Annotated in this window: 16 protein-coding genes; 7 read left to right on the forward strand and 9 right to left on the reverse strand. The window is 71.7% G+C overall.

Annotation, left to right across the window (positions count from 1 at the left end; translation table 11 throughout):
* The first annotated feature begins 4 nt into the window (after window positions 1-4).
* From JYK18_RS01330 to iolD, 7 genes are read left to right on the forward strand one after another with little or no spacing between them, the layout of a single operon-like run.
* The gene (locus tag JYK18_RS01330; protein ID WP_206799534.1) at window positions 5-991 is read left to right on the forward strand and encodes a sugar ABC transporter substrate-binding protein; all 987 of its coding nucleotides are present in this window, start codon (window positions 5-7) and stop codon (window positions 989-991) included.
* Entirely contained in the window at window positions 988-2022 is a 1035-nt protein-coding gene (locus JYK18_RS01335) for an ABC transporter permease (protein WP_206799543.1), read from the forward strand. Before JYK18_RS01330 ends, JYK18_RS01335 begins: the two co-directional genes overlap by 4 nt.
* Window positions 2019-2804 carry an ATP-binding cassette domain-containing protein gene (locus JYK18_RS01340; protein ID WP_206799552.1) on the forward strand — a complete coding sequence of 262 codons (786 nt, stop codon included), beginning with the start codon at window positions 2019-2021 and terminating at the stop codon, window positions 2802-2804. The genes JYK18_RS01335 and JYK18_RS01340 overlap by 4 nt, the downstream gene beginning before the upstream one ends.
* Window positions 2801-3730, forward strand: coding sequence for a 5-dehydro-2-deoxygluconokinase (gene iolC, locus JYK18_RS01345; protein ID WP_206799554.1), 930 nt, complete (start codon window positions 2801-2803; stop codon window positions 3728-3730). Before JYK18_RS01340 ends, iolC begins: the two co-directional genes overlap by 4 nt.
* On the forward strand, window positions 3727-4620 hold the full coding sequence (locus JYK18_RS01350) for an aldolase (RefSeq protein WP_206799556.1): 894 nt from the start codon (window positions 3727-3729) through the stop codon (window positions 4618-4620). The genes iolC and JYK18_RS01350 overlap by 4 nt, the downstream gene beginning before the upstream one ends.
* The gene (iolB, locus tag JYK18_RS01355; protein ID WP_206799566.1) at window positions 4617-5495 is read left to right on the forward strand and encodes a 5-deoxy-glucuronate isomerase; all 879 of its coding nucleotides are present in this window, start codon (window positions 4617-4619) and stop codon (window positions 5493-5495) included. Before JYK18_RS01350 ends, iolB begins: the two co-directional genes overlap by 4 nt.
* Window positions 5492-7330 carry a 3D-(3,5/4)-trihydroxycyclohexane-1,2-dione acylhydrolase (decyclizing) gene (gene iolD, locus JYK18_RS01360; protein WP_206799575.1) on the forward strand — a complete coding sequence of 613 codons (1839 nt, stop codon included), beginning with the start codon at window positions 5492-5494 and terminating at the stop codon, window positions 7328-7330. Before iolB ends, iolD begins: the two co-directional genes overlap by 4 nt.
* On the opposite strand, the gene JYK18_RS01365 is transcribed toward iolD, so the two are convergent.
* The 9 genes from JYK18_RS01365 to JYK18_RS01405 all read right to left on the reverse strand — a co-directional run bounded on the left by JYK18_RS01365 (window position 7282) and on the right by JYK18_RS01405 (window position 17295).
* Window positions 7282-8466, reverse strand: coding sequence for a glycosyltransferase 87 family protein (locus tag JYK18_RS01365; RefSeq protein ID WP_206799586.1), 1185 nt, complete (start codon window positions 8464-8466; stop codon window positions 7282-7284). The genes iolD and JYK18_RS01365 overlap by 49 nt on opposite strands.
* A gap of 189 nt (window positions 8467-8655) precedes the next feature.
* A complete protein-coding gene (locus JYK18_RS01370; protein WP_206799588.1) occupies window positions 8656-8985 on the reverse strand; it encodes a YciI family protein in 330 nt (109 codons plus the stop codon).
* Window positions 8986-8994: 9 nt separating this feature from the next.
* A complete protein-coding gene (locus JYK18_RS01375; protein WP_206799590.1) occupies window positions 8995-10056 on the reverse strand; it encodes an NAD(P)-binding domain-containing protein in 1062 nt (353 codons plus the stop codon).
* Between the two features lie 52 nt (window positions 10057-10108).
* Complete coding sequence (locus tag JYK18_RS01380; protein WP_206799599.1) at window positions 10109-10945, reverse strand: SRPBCC family protein; 837 nt, start codon at window positions 10943-10945, stop codon at window positions 10109-10111.
* Between the two features lie 34 nt (window positions 10946-10979).
* Window positions 10980-11834 (reverse strand): xanthine dehydrogenase family protein subunit M, encoded by an 855-nt coding sequence (locus JYK18_RS01385; RefSeq protein ID WP_206799600.1) that lies wholly within the window; start codon window positions 11832-11834, stop codon window positions 10980-10982.
* A complete protein-coding gene (locus JYK18_RS01390; protein WP_206799602.1) occupies window positions 11831-14308 on the reverse strand; it encodes a xanthine dehydrogenase family protein molybdopterin-binding subunit in 2478 nt (825 codons plus the stop codon). The genes JYK18_RS01385 and JYK18_RS01390 overlap by 4 nt, the downstream gene beginning before the upstream one ends.
* Entirely contained in the window at window positions 14308-14847 is a 540-nt protein-coding gene (locus JYK18_RS01395) for a (2Fe-2S)-binding protein (protein WP_206799604.1), read from the reverse strand. Before JYK18_RS01395 ends, JYK18_RS01390 begins: the two co-directional genes overlap by 1 nt.
* 236 nt (window positions 14848-15083) lie before the next feature.
* The gene (locus tag JYK18_RS01400) at window positions 15084-16196 is read right to left on the reverse strand and encodes an XdhC/CoxI family protein (protein WP_206799606.1); all 1113 of its coding nucleotides are present in this window, start codon (window positions 16194-16196) and stop codon (window positions 15084-15086) included.
* Entirely contained in the window at window positions 16189-17295 is a 1107-nt protein-coding gene (locus tag JYK18_RS01405; protein WP_206799608.1) for a VWA domain-containing protein, read from the reverse strand. Before JYK18_RS01405 ends, JYK18_RS01400 begins: the two co-directional genes overlap by 8 nt.
* Window positions 17296-17345: the final 50 nt, after the last annotated feature.

Below are 17345 nucleotides of genomic sequence, written 5' to 3' on the forward strand. Positions count from 1 at the left end.
GACAATGACGTCCAATCGCGCAAGCAGGGTGGGCCTCGTGCTCGCGGGGGCAGCGCTGCTGCTCGCCGCGTGCACCGGGCCGGCCGCGGAGGATCCGGCCGCGGGCAGCGGCCAGGAGGTGCCCGCCGAGACCGGCCCGTTCCGGATCGCGGTCATCTCGCACGGCACCGCGGGCGACGCCTTCTGGAACGTGGTCAAGAACGGCGCCGAGGACGCGGGCCGCGAGCTCGACGTGCCGGTCGAGTACAACTCCGACGGGGACCCCGGCAACCAGGCCAAGCTGATCGACAACGCGGTCGCGCAGCGCGTCGGCGGTCTGGTGGTCTCCATGCAGAATCCCGAGGCGGTGCGGCCGTCGATCGAGAACGCGGTCCGGGCGGGCATCCCGGTGGTCACCATCAACTCCGGCGAGGAGCAGAGCGCGGCCTACGGTGCGCTGACCCACATCGGGCAGAGCGAGGGCGTCGCCGGTGAGCAGGCCGGCCGGAAGTTCAAGGAGGCGGGCAAGACCAAGCTGCTCTGCGTGATCCACGAAGCCGGCAACATCGGGCAGAACCAGCGCTGCGACGGCGCCGCCCGCGGGTTCGGTTCGGCCGAACGGTTGCAGGTGGACATCAGCAACCCGACCGACGCGCAGGCCCGCATCCGCGGCGCGGTGCAGACCGACCCGTCGATCGACGCGGTGCTCACGCTGAACTCCCAGGTGGCCGCGAACGCGGTGAACGCGGTGGAGCAGGTGCAGTCGAAGGCCCAGGTGGCCACCTTCGACCTGAACGCCGACGTGGTCTCCGCGATCAAGACCGGCGACGTGCTCTTCGCGGTGGACCAGCAGCAGTACGAGCAGGGCTACCTGCCGATCGTCTTCCTCAAGCTGTACCGGGACAACCGGAACGTGGTCGGCGGCGGCCGGCCGGTGCTGACCGGACCCGACCTCGTCGACAAGTCCACTGTGGACCAGATCGGCGCCTACGTGGAACGGGGTACCCGATGACCACGACCACCCTCGACGAACGCGTGGGCCGCACCCGGCTGGCGGACCGGCTGGTGGTGCGCCCCGAACTCGGCGCGCTGCTCGGTGCCGTGGTGGTTTTCGCCTTCTTCAGCATCACCGCGGACCAGTTCCTCACCGGCGACGGCGTGGCCACCTGGCTGGACGACGCCTCCACGCTCGGCATCATGGCGGTGGCCGTCTCGCTGCTGATGATCGGCGGCGAGTTCGACCTCTCGGCGGGCGTGATGACCGCGTCCACCGCGCTGGTCACCGCGATACTGGCCACCCAGGCCGGCTGGAACGTCTGGCTGGCGCTGCTGGCCTCGCTGGTGTTCGCGCTCGGGGTCGGTGCCTTCAACGGCTGGCTGGTGATGCGCACCGGGCTGCCCAGCTTCATCGTCACCCTGGGCACCTTCCTCGCCCTGCAGGGGCTGAATCTCGGCGTGACACGGCTGGTCACCGGGACCGTGCAGGTCTCCGGCATGCGTGCCGCCGACGGCTACGCCTCCTCGGGCTTCGTGTTCGCCTCCACCGTGGAGATCGGCGGCACCAAGTTCCAGATCTCCATCCTGTGGTGGATCGGGTTCGCCGCGGTGGCGGCCTGGCTGCTGCTGCGCACCCGGTTCGGCAACTGGATCTTCGCCGTCGGCGGGTCCGCGGTCAGCTCGCGCGCGGTCGGCGTGCCGGTCAAGCGGACGAAGATCCTGCTGTTCATGGGCACCGCGCTGGCGGGCTGGCTGGTCGGCTCGATCAACATCCTGCGCTTCGCCAGCGTGCAGGCCAACCAGGGGATCGGGCTGGAACTGCAGTTCATCATCGCCGCGGTGGTCGGCGGCTGCCTGCTCACCGGCGGCTTCGGCTCGGCGATCGGGGCCGCGATCGGCGCGCTGATCTTCGGCATGGCCCGCCAGGGCATCGTGTTCGCGCGGTGGGACAGCGACTGGTTCATGTTGTTCCTCGGCGTGATGCTGCTGGCGGCGGTACTGGTGAACAACACCTTCCGGCGGCGAGCGGAAAGGGTCCGGCGATGAGCACTCCCTTGATCGAAGTCGAGCAGATCGGCAAGACCTACGGCAGCGTGATCGCGCTGCGCGAGGTGTCCACGGTGGTCAACGCCGGTGAAGTGACCTGCGTGCTCGGCGACAACGGCGCCGGGAAGTCCACCCTGATCAAGATCCTGGCCGGGGCGCACCAGCACGACACCGGCGAGTTCAGGGTGGACGGTGAGCCGGTGCGGTTCACCTCCCCGCGCGAGGCGCTCGACCGCGGTATCGCCACGGTGTACCAGGACCTGGCCGTGGTGCCGCTGATGAGCGTGTGGCGGAACTTCTTCCTCGGCTCCGAGCCGACCAGGGGCTTCGGTCCGATCCGCTGGCTGGACCGCAAGAAGTGCGGCGAGATCACCCGGTCCGCGCTCGGCGAGATGGGCATCGACCTGCGGGACGTGGAGCAGCCGGTGGGCACGCTCTCCGGTGGTGAACGGCAGTGCGTGGCGATCGCGCGCGCGATCCACTTCGGTGCGAAGGTGCTCATCCTGGACGAGCCGACCGCCGCGCTCGGCGTGAAGCAGGCCGGGGTGGTGCTCAAGTACGTGGCGCAGGCCCGCGACCGCGGGCTCGGCGTCGTGCTGATCACGCACAACCCGCACCACGCCTACCCGGTGGCGGACCGGTTCCTCCTGCTCAAACGCGGTGCCCCGCTCGGTGCGTACGAGAAGTCGGAGATCGACATCGCCGAGCTGACCCGCCAGATGGCCGGTGGCGCGGAACTCGAGGCCCTGGAGCACGAACTGCGGTCGGTGGAGGCACCTTGAGCCTGGACGCGTTAACCGTCGGCCGGGTCGGGGTCGACCTGTACCCCGAGCAGAGCGGGGTGCCGCTGGCCGGGGTGCGCAGTTTCGCCAAGTCGCTCGGCGGCACCGCGACCAACGTCGCGGTCGCCGCCGCGCGGCTCGGCCGGCGGACCGCGGTGCTGACCAAGGTCGGGCCGGACGGTTTCGGCGACTACGTGCGCGAGGCGCTGACCGGGTTCGGGGTGTCGCCGGAGCACGTCGGCACGGCCGAGGACCTGCAGACGCCGGTGGTGTTCTGCGCGCTGGACCCGCCGGAGGACCCGCCGCTGCTGTTCTACCGCTCCCCCATCGCGCCCGACCTGACCCTCGGCGAAGCGGACGTGCCGTGGGACGTGGTCGACGAGGTGCCGCTGCTGTGGGTCACCGGGACGGGCGTGTGCACCGAACCGGCGCGCGGGACCCAGCGCGAGCTCCTGCGGCGGCGGGCGCGGCGCGGGCACACCGTGCTGGACCTGGACTACCGGCCGATGTTCTGGCCGGACGTGGCGACCGCGCGGGCGGAGATCGGCTGGATGCTCGACCACGTGACGGTCGCGGTCGGCAACCGGGCCGAGGCGGAGGTCGCCGTCGGCACCGCCGATCCGGACGAGGCCGCGCGGCGCATGCTCGACCGCGGCGTGCGGCTGGCGGTGATCAAGAAGGGCGCCGACGGCGTGCTGGTGGCCACGCCGGACGGGTCGTGGACGGTGTCCCCGCAGCGGGTCGAGGTGGTCTGCGGGCTCGGCGCCGGGGACGGGTTCGGCGGCGCGCTGATCCACGGCCTGCTGTCCGGCTGGGAGCCGGTGCGCATCGCCACCTACGCCAACGCGGCGGGCGCGCTGGTCGCCTCCCGGCTGGCCTGCGCCGACGCCATGCCCACGGCGGCGGAGATCGAGGAGGTCCTGTGACGCTGTCCGACGAACGCTGGCACGAGCTGCTGCGCCTGCGGGCCACCGATCCCGGTGCGGTCAACCGCGCCTACGCCGCACGACGGCGCCGGGAACAGCTGCTCGGTCCGAACGGGACGCTGTTCCTGGTCGCCGCCGACCACCCGGCGCGCGGGGCGCTCGGCGTCGGCGGGGACGAGACCGCGATGGCCGACCGGCGCACGCTGCTCGACCGGCTGCTGGTCGCGCTGGAGAACCCGGCGGTCGACGGCATTCTCGGCACGCCGGACGTGGTCGAGGAACTGCTCCTGCTGGACGCGCTGCACGACAAGGTGGTGATCGGCTCGATGAACCGCGGCGGGCTGGCCGGCGCGGACTGGGAGATCGACGACCGGTTCACCGCCTACACCGCCCGCTCGATCGCGGACTTCCGGCTGGACGGCGGCAAGATGCTGCTGCGGCTGGTCGATTCCGATCCGGGCACCGTGCCGACCCTCCAGTCCAGCGCGGACGCGGTGACCGAGCTGGCGAGCTACGGCCTGATGGCCATGGTCGAACCGCTCCCCTACCACCGGGACGGCGCCGGAAAGCTGGTGCTGCGGCGGGATTCGGCTTCGCTGGCCCGGGCGGTGACCGTGGCTTCCGGGCTCGGCGTCACCTCGGCGCACACCTGGCTGAAGCTCCCCGCGCCGGAGGACTCCCTGGTGCTGGACGCGACCACGCTGCCGGTGGTCGTGCTCGGCGGGGTGCCCTCCGGTGATCCGGCCGCCGACCTGGCTTCGTGGGGTGCGGCCCTGCGCCACGACGTGGTGCGCGGCCTGGTGGTGGGCCGGTCCCTGCTCTACCCGCCGGACGGTGACGTGGGTGCCGCCGTGGCCGCGGCGGCCGAGATCCTGGAGAAGACCCAGTGAAGGCACAGAGCGAACTGCACCGCCCCGACGGCACGCTGGCCGACGGCGACGACCCGATCCGCCTCACCCCGGAGGACGCGGGCTGGACCTACACCGGGCTGCGCGTGCTGCGGCTCGCCGCGGGTGCCACACGGGTGGTCGAGACCGGCGAGTTCGAGGCCTTCGTGCTGCCGTTGTCGGGTGGCTGTTCGCTCGAAGTGGACGGTGAACGGTTCACCTTGGACGGCCGCGACTCGGTGTTCACCAGGGTTACGGACTTCGCTTACGTGCCAAGGGACGCCTCAGTGAATTTGTCCACTGTGGACGGCTGCGAACTGGCGCTGCCGATGGCGAAGTGCACCCGGCGGCTCACGCCGAAGTACGGCCCGGCCCCGGAGGTGCCGGTCGAGGTCCGCGGGGCCGGTCAGGCCACCCGGCAGGTGACCAACTTCGGGGTGCCGGGCGTCTGGGACCACGCCGACAAGCTGAACGCCTGCGAGCTGATCACGCCCGACGGCAACTGGTCCTCCTACCCACCGCACAAGCACGACGAGGCCACCGACTGCGAGGTGGTCAACGAGGAGATCTACTACTTCCGGATCAGCGGGGACGGCGGTTTCGGCCTGCACCGGACCTACACCGCGGACGGCTCGCTCGACGAGGACGTGGCGGTGCGCGACGGCGACGTCTTCCTGATCCCGCGTGGTTACCACGGTCCGTGCGTGGCGGCGCCGGGTTACCCGATGTACTACCTCAACGTGCTGGCCGGGCCCGCCGACGAACGCTCGATGGCCTTCTGCGACGACCCGGCGCACACCTGGATCCGGGACACCTGGGCCGGGCAGGCGCTCGACCCGCGCTGCCCGGTCACCTCGGCGGAAGGACCGGTGCGATGAAGCTGACCACGTCCGAGGCGCTCGTCCGCTGGCTGCTCGCGCAGCGGTCGGAAACCCTCGCCGGTGCCGAAGTCCCGTTGTTCCCCGGGGTTTTCGCCATCTTCGGGCACGGCAACGTGCTCGGACTCGGGACCGCGCTGAGCCGGTTCCGCGACGAGCTGCCGGTCTGGCGCGGGCACACCGAGCAGGGCATGGCGCTGGCCGCCACCGGGTTCGCCAAGGCCACCGACCGCCGCCAGGTCGGCGTGGTGACCTCGTCGATCGGGCCGGGCGCGCTGAACATGGTGACCGCGGCCGGGGTGGCGCACGCGAACCGGCTGCCGCTGCTCCTGCTGCCCGGTGACACCTTCGTCAGCCGGGCGCCGGATCCGGTGCTCCAGCAGATCGAGCCCTTCGGCGACGCGACGGCCACGGTGAACGACGCCTTCCGCGCGGTCAGCCGGTACTTCGACCGGATCACCCGGCCCGAGCAGCTGGTTTCCACGCTGCCGCAGGTCGCGCGGGTGCTGACCGATCCGGCCGACGCCGGGCCGGTGACCCTGGCGCTGCCGCAGGACGTGCAGGCCGAGGTGTTCGACTTCCCGGATTCGCTGTTCGAGACCGTGGTGCACCGGGTTCCGCGACCGCGGCCCGACACGCGGGAACTGGCCGCCGCGGTGGCGGCCCTGCGTGCTTCCGAGCGTCCGCTGCTGGTGCTCGGCGGTGGGGTCCGGTACTCGGGTGCCGCGTCGCGGGCGCTGCATTTCGCTTCACGGCACGGCATTCCGGTGGTCGAGACCACCGCCGGCCGGACGCTGGTGCCGCACGACCACCCGCTGCACGGCGGTCCGCTCGGGGTCACGGGCTCGTCCTCGGCGAACGCGCTGGCCGCCGAAGCCGACCTCGTTCTTGCCGTCGGCACGCGCTTGCAGGACTTCACCACGGCGTCGTGGACGGTCTTCGGTCCCGACGTGAAGCTGGTGACCTTGAACGCCGCGCGGTTCGACGCGGTGAAGCACGGTGCGCTGGCCGTGGTCGGGGACGCCGACGTCGCGCTGGCGGAACTGGACCTCGGGGAGTGGCAGGCCGATCCATCGTGGACCGGACGGGCGGCTTCGGAACGCGCCCGCTGGGACTCGCACGTCTCCTCGCTGCGCTCGGCTTCCGGTGATCCGACGTACGCGCAGGTCGTCGGCGTGGTGAACGACCTTTCCGCGCCGGACGACTACGTGATGACCGCTTCCGGTGGCATGCCGGGGGAACTCATCGGCGGCTGGCGCGGCGGCGGCTCCGGTTCGGCGAGCATGGACGTGGAGTACGGCTTCTCGTGCATGGGCTACGAACTGGCCGGGGCGTGGGGTGCCGCGATGGCGTTGCCGGACCGGGTGGTGACCACCCTGCTCGGCGACGGCTCGTACCTGATGCTGAACTCGGAGCTGTACTCGGCGGCGTTCGCCGGCCACCCGTTCGTGGCGGTCGTCTGCGACAACGACGGTTACGCGGTGATCGCGCGCCTGCAGGAGGGCCAGGGCGGGGAGCCGTTCAACAACCAGTACGCGAACTGCCGGACCGTGCACGCGGAGCCGCCGCGGGTCGACTTCGCGGCACACGCGGAGTCGCTGGGGTGCGTGGTCTTCCCGGCTTCTTCGGTGGCGGAACTGCGCACGGCCTACGCACAGGCGCGGGAGGCGGCCGTGAGTTCGCGGCGCCCGGCGGTCGTGGTGATCCGGACGCGGCCGGACGCGTGGACCGAGTCGGGTGCCTGGTGGGAGGTCGGTGTGCCGGAGTCGCTGTCCGGACGGCCTGACTACGAATCGGGCAAATCGCGCCAACTGCGCCACACCGCACGCCCCTGAACCGCGGCGGCGGCGAGCACGGTCAGCAGGCCGACGGCGACATAACCGTTCCCCAGCCACTGCTGGGCAGCGGTCCATTCCAGCCCCGGCCGGTCGAAGGCCGGGTAGTACCGGAAGGGCGCGAAGACGAACAGCGCGCCCAGCGCACCGGCCAAGCCGAACCAGGCGAGCCCCGGCCACGGCCAGGAACGCAGGCCGTACGCGAGCACCAGCACCAGGCCCGGCGCGATCCACACCCAGTGGTGCGACCAGGAAGTCGGCGAGATGAGCAGCGCGAAGGCCGCGTTCAGCAACAACGCCGGTGCCGCCTCCACCCGGTGCATCGCCAGCACGACCAGCGCCAGCAGCACCGCGGCGACCACGACCCACAGCGCGGTCGAGTCCACCCCGAACCGGGTCAGCACCGCCTGCACGGTCTGGTTCGTGTGGAAGGAGGTCCCGCCCATGCCGGACGCGCCGCCGAGGCCGTGGAACCAGTAGTGCGCCGACGCTTCCGGCGCCAGCAGGAAGCCCAGCCCGCTGGCCACCCCGAACGTGCCGAAGGCGGTCAGCGTGGCCCGGAAATCACGGCGCACCAGGAAGAACAGCACGAAGGCCATCGGCGTCAGCTTCACCGCCGCCGCGAGGCCGATGCCGAGGCCGCGGTACCGGCCGCGGAACAGCAGGCAGTCGGCCGCGACCAGGCCCATCAGCAGGAGGTTGACCTGGCCGTAGCCGAAGGTCGAGCGCACCGGCTCCAGCAGCAGTGCCGCGGGCGTGGCCAGCCCGGCCACCACGAGCGCGCCCCGCCACGACGGCCACAGCGACCGCACCACGGCGAACAACGTCACCCCGAGGCAGAGCAGGTTCACCGCGAACAGCAGCACCACCGCCCAGCCCAGCGGCACCGCGGCGAGCGGGGTGAGCACGATCGCGGCGAAGGGCGGGTAGATGAACGGCAGCGGGACGTTCGCGTCGGCGAGCGGGAGCGCGCCGTAGAGGTCGCGGCCGCTCCAGAGCGCGTCCACGCCGAAGCGGTAGACCTCCAGGTCGCTGTGCGAGTCGCCGATGATCAGCCGGATCAGCAGGATCGCCGCGACCGCGCCGCCGAGCAGGACGGCCCACCAGTACCGGAGCAGACCGGACTTCGCGAGCATCGTGCGGCTGGTCCCCCGGCGTACTGGTCCCCGGGGCCCGGCCCGGCTGCGCCAGACAGTACCGGCGAGTGCCGGTAACTCCCCACCCGGGAATGCTATGAGTGGGGCATTACTAGCGTTGAATGCAAGTAATGCCCCACTCATAGCAATCGCTGGGCCGTCGAGACCCCGGCAGACTCCGAGGGTGGGTCAGTCCGACGACTCGACGATCGGCCTGATCTCGATCAGCCCCAGCTTGGCCACCGGGTGGTCGGCGGCGATCTCCACCGCCTCGTCCAGGTCGGCGCATTCGATCACGCTGAACCCGCCGATCTGCTCCTTGGTCTCGGCGAACGGGCCGTCCGAGCGCAGCACCTCGTCCCCGCGCACGCGCACGGTGACGGCCTCCTCCTTCGGCCGGAGGCCGACCCCGCCGCGGAGCACGCCCCGGCGTTCCATCCGCTCGGACCAGCCACCGCAGTCCTTGAGCTGCTCCGCCCCGGCACTGTCCTCGCCGCCGATCATCAGCAGGTACCGCATGCGCCCTCCTCAGCCCAGGAGCCGCCGCACCTCGGTGACGGCGCTGCGGCCCGCCCGGTTCGCCCCGACAGTACTGGCCGACGGGCCGTAACCGACGAGGTGCAGCCTCGGCTCGGCGACCACGCGCGTGCCGTCCATCCGGATGCCGCCGCCGGGGCCGCGCAGGTGCAGCGGGGCGAGGTGGTCCAGCGAAGCGCGGAACCCGGTGCCCCAGAGGATCACGTCGGCGGCGCGCTCGGTGCCGTCGGCCCAGGCGACCCCGTGCGGGGTGATCCGGTCGAACATCGGCTGGCGGTCGAGGATCCCGGCGTCGCGGGCGGCGCGGATCTCCGGGGTCAGTGCCAGGCCGGTCACGCTGACCACGCTCTCCGGCGGCAGCCCCTGGCGCACGCGGCGGTCCACCCGCGCGACGGCCTCGCGGCCCCAGTTCTCGCTGAACGGGCCTTCGCGGAACACCGGCTCGCGACGGGTCACCCAGATGGTCTCCTTCGCGAACGGCGCGATCTCCAGGAGTTGCTGGATCGCCGAGGTGCCGCCGCCGACCACCACCACGCGCTGCCCGCGGAAGGCGTCGGCGCCGGTGTAGTCGGCGGTGTGCAGCTGGCGTCCGGTGAAGGTCTCCTGGCCGGGGTAGTGCGGCCAGAACGGCTTGTCCCAGGTGCCGGTCGCGTTGATCACCGCGCGGGCGGCCCAGGTCTCGGCGGCGCTGACCACCAGGAGGCGGTTGTCCTCCCCCTCGCGGACCTCGAGCACGTCGACCGGGCGGTGCACCGGCAGGTCGAAGGTCCGCTCGAACCGCTCGAAGTACTCCGGCACCACCTCGCTGGCCGGGCGGCTGCCGTCGGGGGTGCCGAAGCGCATGCCCGGCAGGTCGTAGAGGCCGTGGACCTTGTTCAGCACCAGCGAGGGCCAGCGGTACTGCCATGCGCCGCCGGCGCGTTTGGCGTGGTCGAGGACCACGAAGCCGGAGTTGTTCGCGAAGCCGGTCCGGCGCAGGTGGTAGGCCGCGGACAGCCCCGCCTGCCCCGCGCCGATGACCACCACGTCGGTGGTGTGATCCGCCTCGTTCATGCCAGGTACAACCCGGGTGGGCGCGGGGTATTTCCCCGCATGGGAAAGCCCACTAACGCTTGAGCGCCCGGATGATGACCACCACCCCGGCGATCACGGCGGCGCCGATGGCCACCGGGATGAGCCGCTTCGCCACGGAGGCACCGGCGTAGTCGACCAGGTCGATGGGTTCAGCTTCCGGCACCGGATCGACGGCCCGCAGCTTGGGGCGCTCGGTGCCAGCCGCCTTCGCGGAGGCTGCCGGTTCCTCGGCTTTTTCACTGGTAGGGGCGGTTTTTTCACTGACCGGGGCCGGGGCGGCTTCCGGTTCCGGCACCGCTTTGGGCGCGGCAGGCGCGGCCTTGCTAGCGGCAGCGGGCTTCCCGGTTCCTGCGGCCTCGCCAGCAGTGCCGGGCTCAGCGGCGGGCGCGGCCTTGCCAGCCTCCGCGGGCTCGGCAGGCGTGTCCGAACCACCCAGTTTTGTCGCCAGGCAGCTGGCGAACGAGTCCAGGATCTTGCCCCCGACCTCCCCGATCATGCCCCGCCCGAACTGCGCCGGGCGGCCGGTCACCTTCAGGTCGGTGGCCACCTCACCCACCGTGGCGCCGTCCTCCTCGTGCAGGGTGACGGTCACCGTGGCCGCCGCCGTGCCCGCGCCGCGGGCGTCCTTCCCGGCGGCCTTGATCACCACCCGGCGCGCACCCGCGTCCTTCTCCAGGAACTCGCCCTTGCCCTTGTAGGTCAGGGAGATCGGCCCCAGCTTGACCTTGACCGTGCCGCTGAACGCGTCCCCGTCGACCTCGGTCAGCGTGGCGCCGGGCATGCACGGCGCCACCCGTTCGGGATCGAGCACCGCCTGCCACACCTCGTCGACCGGAGCAGGAACGGTGAACCGGTGGTCTAGTCGCACAGGAACCGATCTCCCTTCACGAACTTCAGGGACTTCAGGAACTCAGCGCCGCGGTCAGCGCGCGCCCGGTCAGCACCTTCGCCAGGTGCCGACGGTATTCCACATCGGCGTTGCCGTCCGCCGCCGGATCGGTGCCGTCCGCGGCGTGTTCGGCGGCCGCGCGCACCGACTCGGCCGTGGCCGGCTGCCCGACCAGCGCCGACTCGACCGCCCGCGCCCGTACCGGCACCGAGGCCATGTTCGTCAGCCCGACCCTGGCCTCGGCGATGGTGCCGCCGTCGGTGCGGACCGCGGCGGCCACCGCCACCATCGACCACGCCTGCGCCACCCGGTTGAACTTCTCGTAGTGCGCCTGCCAGCCGGTGTGCTTGGGCACCCGCACCTCGACCAGGATCTCGCCGGGCCGCAGCGCGGTGGTGAACAGGTCGACGAAGAACTCCGCCGCGCTGATCGTCCGCCGTCCGTCCATTCCGGACACCACCAGCTCGGCGTCCATGGCCAGCACCGGGGCCAGCAGGTCCCCGGCCGGATCGGCGTGCGCCAGCGAACCGCCGAAGGTACCGCGGTGGCGCACCTGCGGATCGGCCACCGTGGCGGTCGCCCGGCCCAGCAGGGCCGCGTGCGCGTCGATCAGCGGATCGCGCTGGAGGTCGTAGTGCGTGGTCATGGACCCGATCACCAGGACGTCGCCGTCCTCGCGGATGCCCCGCAGCTCGGGGATCCGGCCGAGGTCGATCAGCTTGGTCGGCGTGGCCAGCCGCATCCGGAGCACCGGCAGCAGGCTCTGCCCGCCACCGAGCACCTTCGCGTCCTCACCGGCGTCCGCCAGCGCGCGCACCGCGTCGTCCACTGTGGTCGGTGCGACGTAGTCGAATGCCGCCGGGATCACTGGGCACCTCCTCGGTAGTTCGGGGGTCCGGGGGTCGTCCCCCGAGCAGACGGCGCAGCGTCGATCGAGCCGAGTCCGCCACCGGACTCCGCGCCGACACCACCGGCGTCGGTCTGCCCCGTGCGGATCGCCTGCCAGACCCGCATCGGGGTCATCGGCATCTCCACGTCGCGCACGCCGTACTGCCGCAGCGCGTCGACCACCGCGTTGACCACCGCCGGGGTGGAGGCGATCGTGCCCGCCTCCCCGACGCCCTTGACCCCCAGCGGGTTGGAGGTCGACGGCGTTTCGGTGCGGTCGGTGGTGAACGAGGGCAGGTCCGCCGCCGAGGGCAGCAGGTAGTCGGCGAAGGTGCCGGTGGTCAGCGTGCCACCTTCGTCGTGCACCGCCTCCTCGAACAACGCCTGCGCGATGCCCTGCGCGAGCCCGCCGTGCACCTGGCCCTCGACGATCATCGGGTTGATCACCTTGCCGATGTCGTCCACGCAGACGTAGGACCGCAGCGTGACGCGCCCGGTCTCGGTGTCCACTTCGGTCGCGCACAGGTGCGTGCCGTGCGGGAAGGAGAAGTTCTCCGGATCGAAGGTGGCCTCCGAGTCCAGCGACGGCTCCACCCCGTCGGGCAGGTCGTGCGCGGCGAACACGGCCAGCGCCACGTCCTGGATGGTGGTCGAGGACTCGGTCCCGCGCACGGTGAACTTGCCCTGCGCGAACTCCAGGTCGTCCTCCGCGCATTCGAGCATGTGCGCGGCGATCGGCCGGGCCTTGGCCACCACCTTCTCCGCCGCCTTCACCGCGGCGATCGCGCCGACGGTCAGCGAGCGCGAGCCGTAGGTGTCCATGCCCTTGTGCGAGGACTGCGTGTCGCCGTGCAGCACTTCGATGTCCTCGAACGGCACGCCGAGCTGGTCGGCGATGATCTGGCTCCACGCCGTCTCGTGGCCCTGCCCGTGCGGTGAGGACCCGGTGACCACCTCGACCTTGCCGGTCGGCAGCATGCGCACCGCGGCGTGCTCCCAGCCACCCGCGCCGTAGGACAGCGAGCCGAGCACACGCGACGGCGCCAGCCCGCACATCTCGGTGAAGGTCGAGATGCCGATGCCCAGTTGCACCGGGTCCTGGCGTTCCCGGCGTTCGGCCTGTTCGCGGCGGAGGCCGTCGTAGTCGAAGAGCTCCTTCGCCTTCGCCGTCGCGGCCTCGTAGTCACCGGAGTCGTAAGTGAGCCCGGCGACCGTGGTGTACGGGAACTCCTCGTGCTTGATCCAGTTCTTCTCCCGCAGTTCCAACGGGTCCACGCCCAGCTCGGCGGCGAGTTCGTCCATCATCCGCTCGATCGCGAAGGTCGCCTCGGGACGGCCGGCACCGCGGTAGGCGTCGGTCGGCACCTTGTTGGTGAACACGTTCGTGCAGACGAACCGGTAGGCCGGGATCTTGTAGATGGAGTTGAACATGAACGCGCCGAGGATCGGCACGCCCGGGCTGACCAGCCGCAGGTAGGCGCCCATGTCGGCGAGCAACTCCACCTTGAGCCCGGTGATCGTGCCGTCGCGCTTGGCCGACAGCGTCAGGTGCTGGATCTGGTCGCGCCCGTGGTGCGCGCTGAGCAGCGACTCCGACCGCGACTCGGTGAACTTCACCGGCCGCCCGAGCCGCCGCGCGGCCAGGAAGGTGATCACCTCTTCCGGGGTGACCTGCAGCTTCCCGCCGAACCCACCGCCGACGTCCGGCGCGATCACCCGCACCTTGTGCTCCGGCACGCCGAGCGTCATGGCCAGCATCAACCGGAGGATGTGCGGGATCTGGGTGGCCGACCACATGGTGAACTGCCCGGAGGTCGGGTCCACCACCACCGACCGCGGTTCCATGAACGCCGGGATCAGCCGCTGCTGGCGGAACTTGCGGGTGATCACCACCTCGCTGCCGGAGATGGCCTGCTCGACCTCCCCGCCGGTGCCCGCCTCGGCGGAGTCGAAGATCCAGGTGGCACTGGTGTTCGTGGACAGTGCGGAGTGGACGAGGTCGGCGCCGTCGCGGACGGCCTCCTCCATGTCCAGCACCACCGGCAGGTCCTCGTAGTCGACCTCGATGGCCTCCAGCGCGTCGTGCGCCTCGTAGTCGCTGCGGGCGATCACCACCGCGACCGCCTCACCGGCGAAGTTGACCGTGTCCACGGCCAGCGCGGGGGCGTCGGGGGCCTTCTGGTCCTCGGTGACCGGCCAGGCGCACGGCAGGCTGCCCTGCTCCTCGGCGAAGTCGGCGCCGGTGAACACGTCGACCACGCCTGGTTTGCCCTTGGCCTCGGTGACGTCGATCGAGGTGATCCTGGCGTGCGCGAACGGGCTGCGCAGCACGGCGGCGTGCAGCATGCCGGGCAGGGTCAGGTTGTCCGTCCAGCGGGTGCGCCCGGTGATCAGGCGCTCGTCCTCCTTGCGGAGCCTGGACTTCCCCACCTCCGGTTCCAGGGTGGAGGTCATCACTCACCCCCGCCGATGCTGCTCGGCGCCCGGAGCTGGCTGCCGTCCTCGACGCGTTCGGCGTCCGGCCCGGCACCCGGTCGCATGTGGTGGGCCGCGTCGCGCACGGCCCGCACGATGTTCTGGTAACCCGTGCAGCGGCACAGGTTTCCCTCGATGCCCTCGCGCACGGCCTGCTCGTCGGGGTCGGGGTTGTCGGCCAGCAGGTCGATCGACTGCATGATCATGCCCGGGGTGCAGAAGCCGCACTGGAGCGCGTGGTTGTCGTGGAAGGCCTGCTGCACCGGGTGCAGCTTGCCGTCGCGGGCGATGCCCTCGATCGTGGTGACCTCGCAGCCGTCCGCCTGCACGGCCAGCACGGAGCAGGACTTGACGCTGTGGCCGTCGAGGTGGACGGTGCACGCCCCGCAGTTGCTGGTGTCGCAACCGACGACGGTGCCGACCTTGCCCAGCCGTTCCCGGAGGTAGTGGACGAGCAACTGCCGCGGCTCGACCTCGTCGGTGTAGCTGGTTCCGTCGACGTTGACGGTGATTCGCATCGGGCCTCCAGTGGTGGGTCTGGAAGTGATCGGGCTCACTCGCGAGCGTGCTACTCCGATCTCGATCGGACAACCCCAGGCCGGGTGACCTTGAAAGTCCGATCCGCAGATGCGTGCTCTAGCATTGCCTGAAGCCGAAAACGCGGGGTTCGACGAGGATTTTCCACCTAGCGGCGAAGATCGCGGCGGCACACCGGCGGCACGCCGCCGCGGTTCGCCGCCGCGGTCCGCGCGGGTCAGCCGTGGATGCGGCCGTCCAGGTCGGCCAGGCGCTGCCCCTTGCCGCCCCACCGGAGCGCGATGATCTCGGCGGCGATCGACACCGAGGTCTCCTCCGGCGTCCGGGCACCCAGGTCGAGGCCGATCGGCGAGGACAGCCGCGCGATCTCCTCATCGGTGATCCCCGCTTCCTTCAGCCGCGCGATCCGGTCGTCGTGCGTGCGCCGCGAGCCCATCGCGCCGACGTACCCGACGTCCAGCCGCAGCGCGACCTCCAGCAACGGCACATCGAACTTCGGGTCGTGCGTCAGCACGGTGACCACGGTGCGCCGGTCGACCCGGCCCGCGTCGGCCTCAGCCCGCAGGTAGCGGTGCGGCCAGTCGACCACCACCTCGTGCGCGTCCGGGAAGCGGCTGGCGGTGGCGAACACCGGCCGCGCGTCGCACACCGTGACCTGGTAACCCAGGTAGGCGCCGAGGCGCGCCATCGCGGCGGCGAAGTCGATCGCGCCGAACACCAGCAGTCGCGGCGGCGGCTCGAAGGAGTTCACGAACACCGAGGCGCCCTCACCGCGCCGCTGCCCGTCCGGCCCGTAGTGCAGCATCCCGGTGCGGCCGGTGGCCAGCATGCCGCGCGCGTCGTCGGCCACCGCGTCGTCCATCCTGGACGAACCGAGCGTGCCCGCGCTGCGGTGCGGCCACACCACCACGCGCTTGCCGAGCCGCTCCGGATCCGGGTGCTCGACGATCGTGGCCACCGCCACCGGCTGTCCCTTGTGGACGGACTCGGCCAGCTCGGCCAGCTCCGGCATGGCCTCGCGGTCCACCGGCTCGACGTAGATGTCGATGATGCCGCCGCAGGTCAGGCCGACGGAGAAGGCGTCGTCGTCGCTGACGCCGTACCGCTGCAGCACCGGCGTGCGCTCCGCGACCACCTGCTGCGCCAGGTCGTAGACCGCGCCCTCGACGCAGCCACCGGACACGCTGCCGGTCACCGTGCCGTCCTCGGCCACCAGCATCGCCGCGCCCGGCGCCCTCGGCGCCGAGGAGAAGGTGGCCACCACGGTGCCCAGTCCCACCGTCTCCCCCGCCGACCAGCGTCGGTGGAGTTCCTCCAGCACATCACGCATAGCGTTCTTCTCGCATTTCCCTGAGGAGTCGGTCCAAGGTGTCCAGGCTGTGCCCGGCGAGCAGTCCGTCGAGGTGCGGCAGCGCGGCGACGATCCCGGCCTGCACCGGAGCGTAACCCGCGCGACCGGCGTGGGGATTCGTCCAAAGCACCAAATGCGCGAGCCTGCGCAGGGCAGCCAGTTGTGCGCTCAGCAAGGTGGTGTCGCCGCGTTCCCAGCCGTCGGAGAAGACGACAACCACCGCGCGGCGAGCCATGCCGCGGCGGCCCCACCTGGTCAGGAACACGCGCAGCGCCTCACCGAGCCGGGTGCCGCCGGCGAAGTCCGGCACCGCGTGCCCGGCGGCGAGCATCGCGCGCTCGGGGTCGCGCTGGCGCAGCTGCCGGGACACCCTGGTCAGCCGGGTACCCATGGTGAACACCTCGACCGAGCGCGGCGCGCGGCGGACGAGCACGTGGGCGAACCGCAGCAGCGCGTCCGCGTACGGGCTCATCGAGCCGGACACGTCGATCAGCAGCACCACCCGGCGCGGCTGCTCGGCGCGGCGGCGACGGGCGAGGTGGATGGGCTCGCCGCCGGCCATCATCGCGCGCAGGGTCCGGCCCGGGTCCAGCTCACCGCGCCTCGCCGGGCGCCGCCGGGCCGAGGTGCGCGTCGGGAACACCGGGCTCAGCGTCGCGAACAGCTCGCGCAGGTGCTCCCGCTCGGCGGCGCTCAGTTCACTGAAGTCCCGATGGCGGAGCACTTCCTCGGCACTGGCCGACACGCGCAGCGGGTCGTTCTCGCTCTCGGAGTGGCCATCGGGCGGCGACTCGGCGACCAGCGCGAGCTTGCTCCGGCGCGGCACCGGCGTGCCCTTCCGCGGGCTCGGCGGCGGCTCCTCGCCGAACCACGACGCGAACGCGCGGTCGTAGCGCGGCAGGTCGTCGGGGTCGGCGCAGAGGGTCAGCCGACCCGCCCAGTACAGTTGCTCACGCTCGGCCAGGTCGACCTGCGCCACGGCGTCGAGGAAGGCACGCAGGCGCTGCGGGGCGGCGGGCAGGCCGGCCGCGCGCAACGCGGCGGCGAACCCGGCGAATCCGGGGAGCGGGGTGTCCATCAGAACGTCCAGGATACGCTCGCTCGAGCGGTTCGCGCCGTCCACTGAAT

The sequence above is a fragment of the Amycolatopsis sp. 195334CR genome, assembly GCF_017309385.1.
In the GTDB taxonomy this organism is placed as follows: domain Bacteria; phylum Actinomycetota; class Actinomycetes; order Mycobacteriales; family Pseudonocardiaceae; genus Amycolatopsis.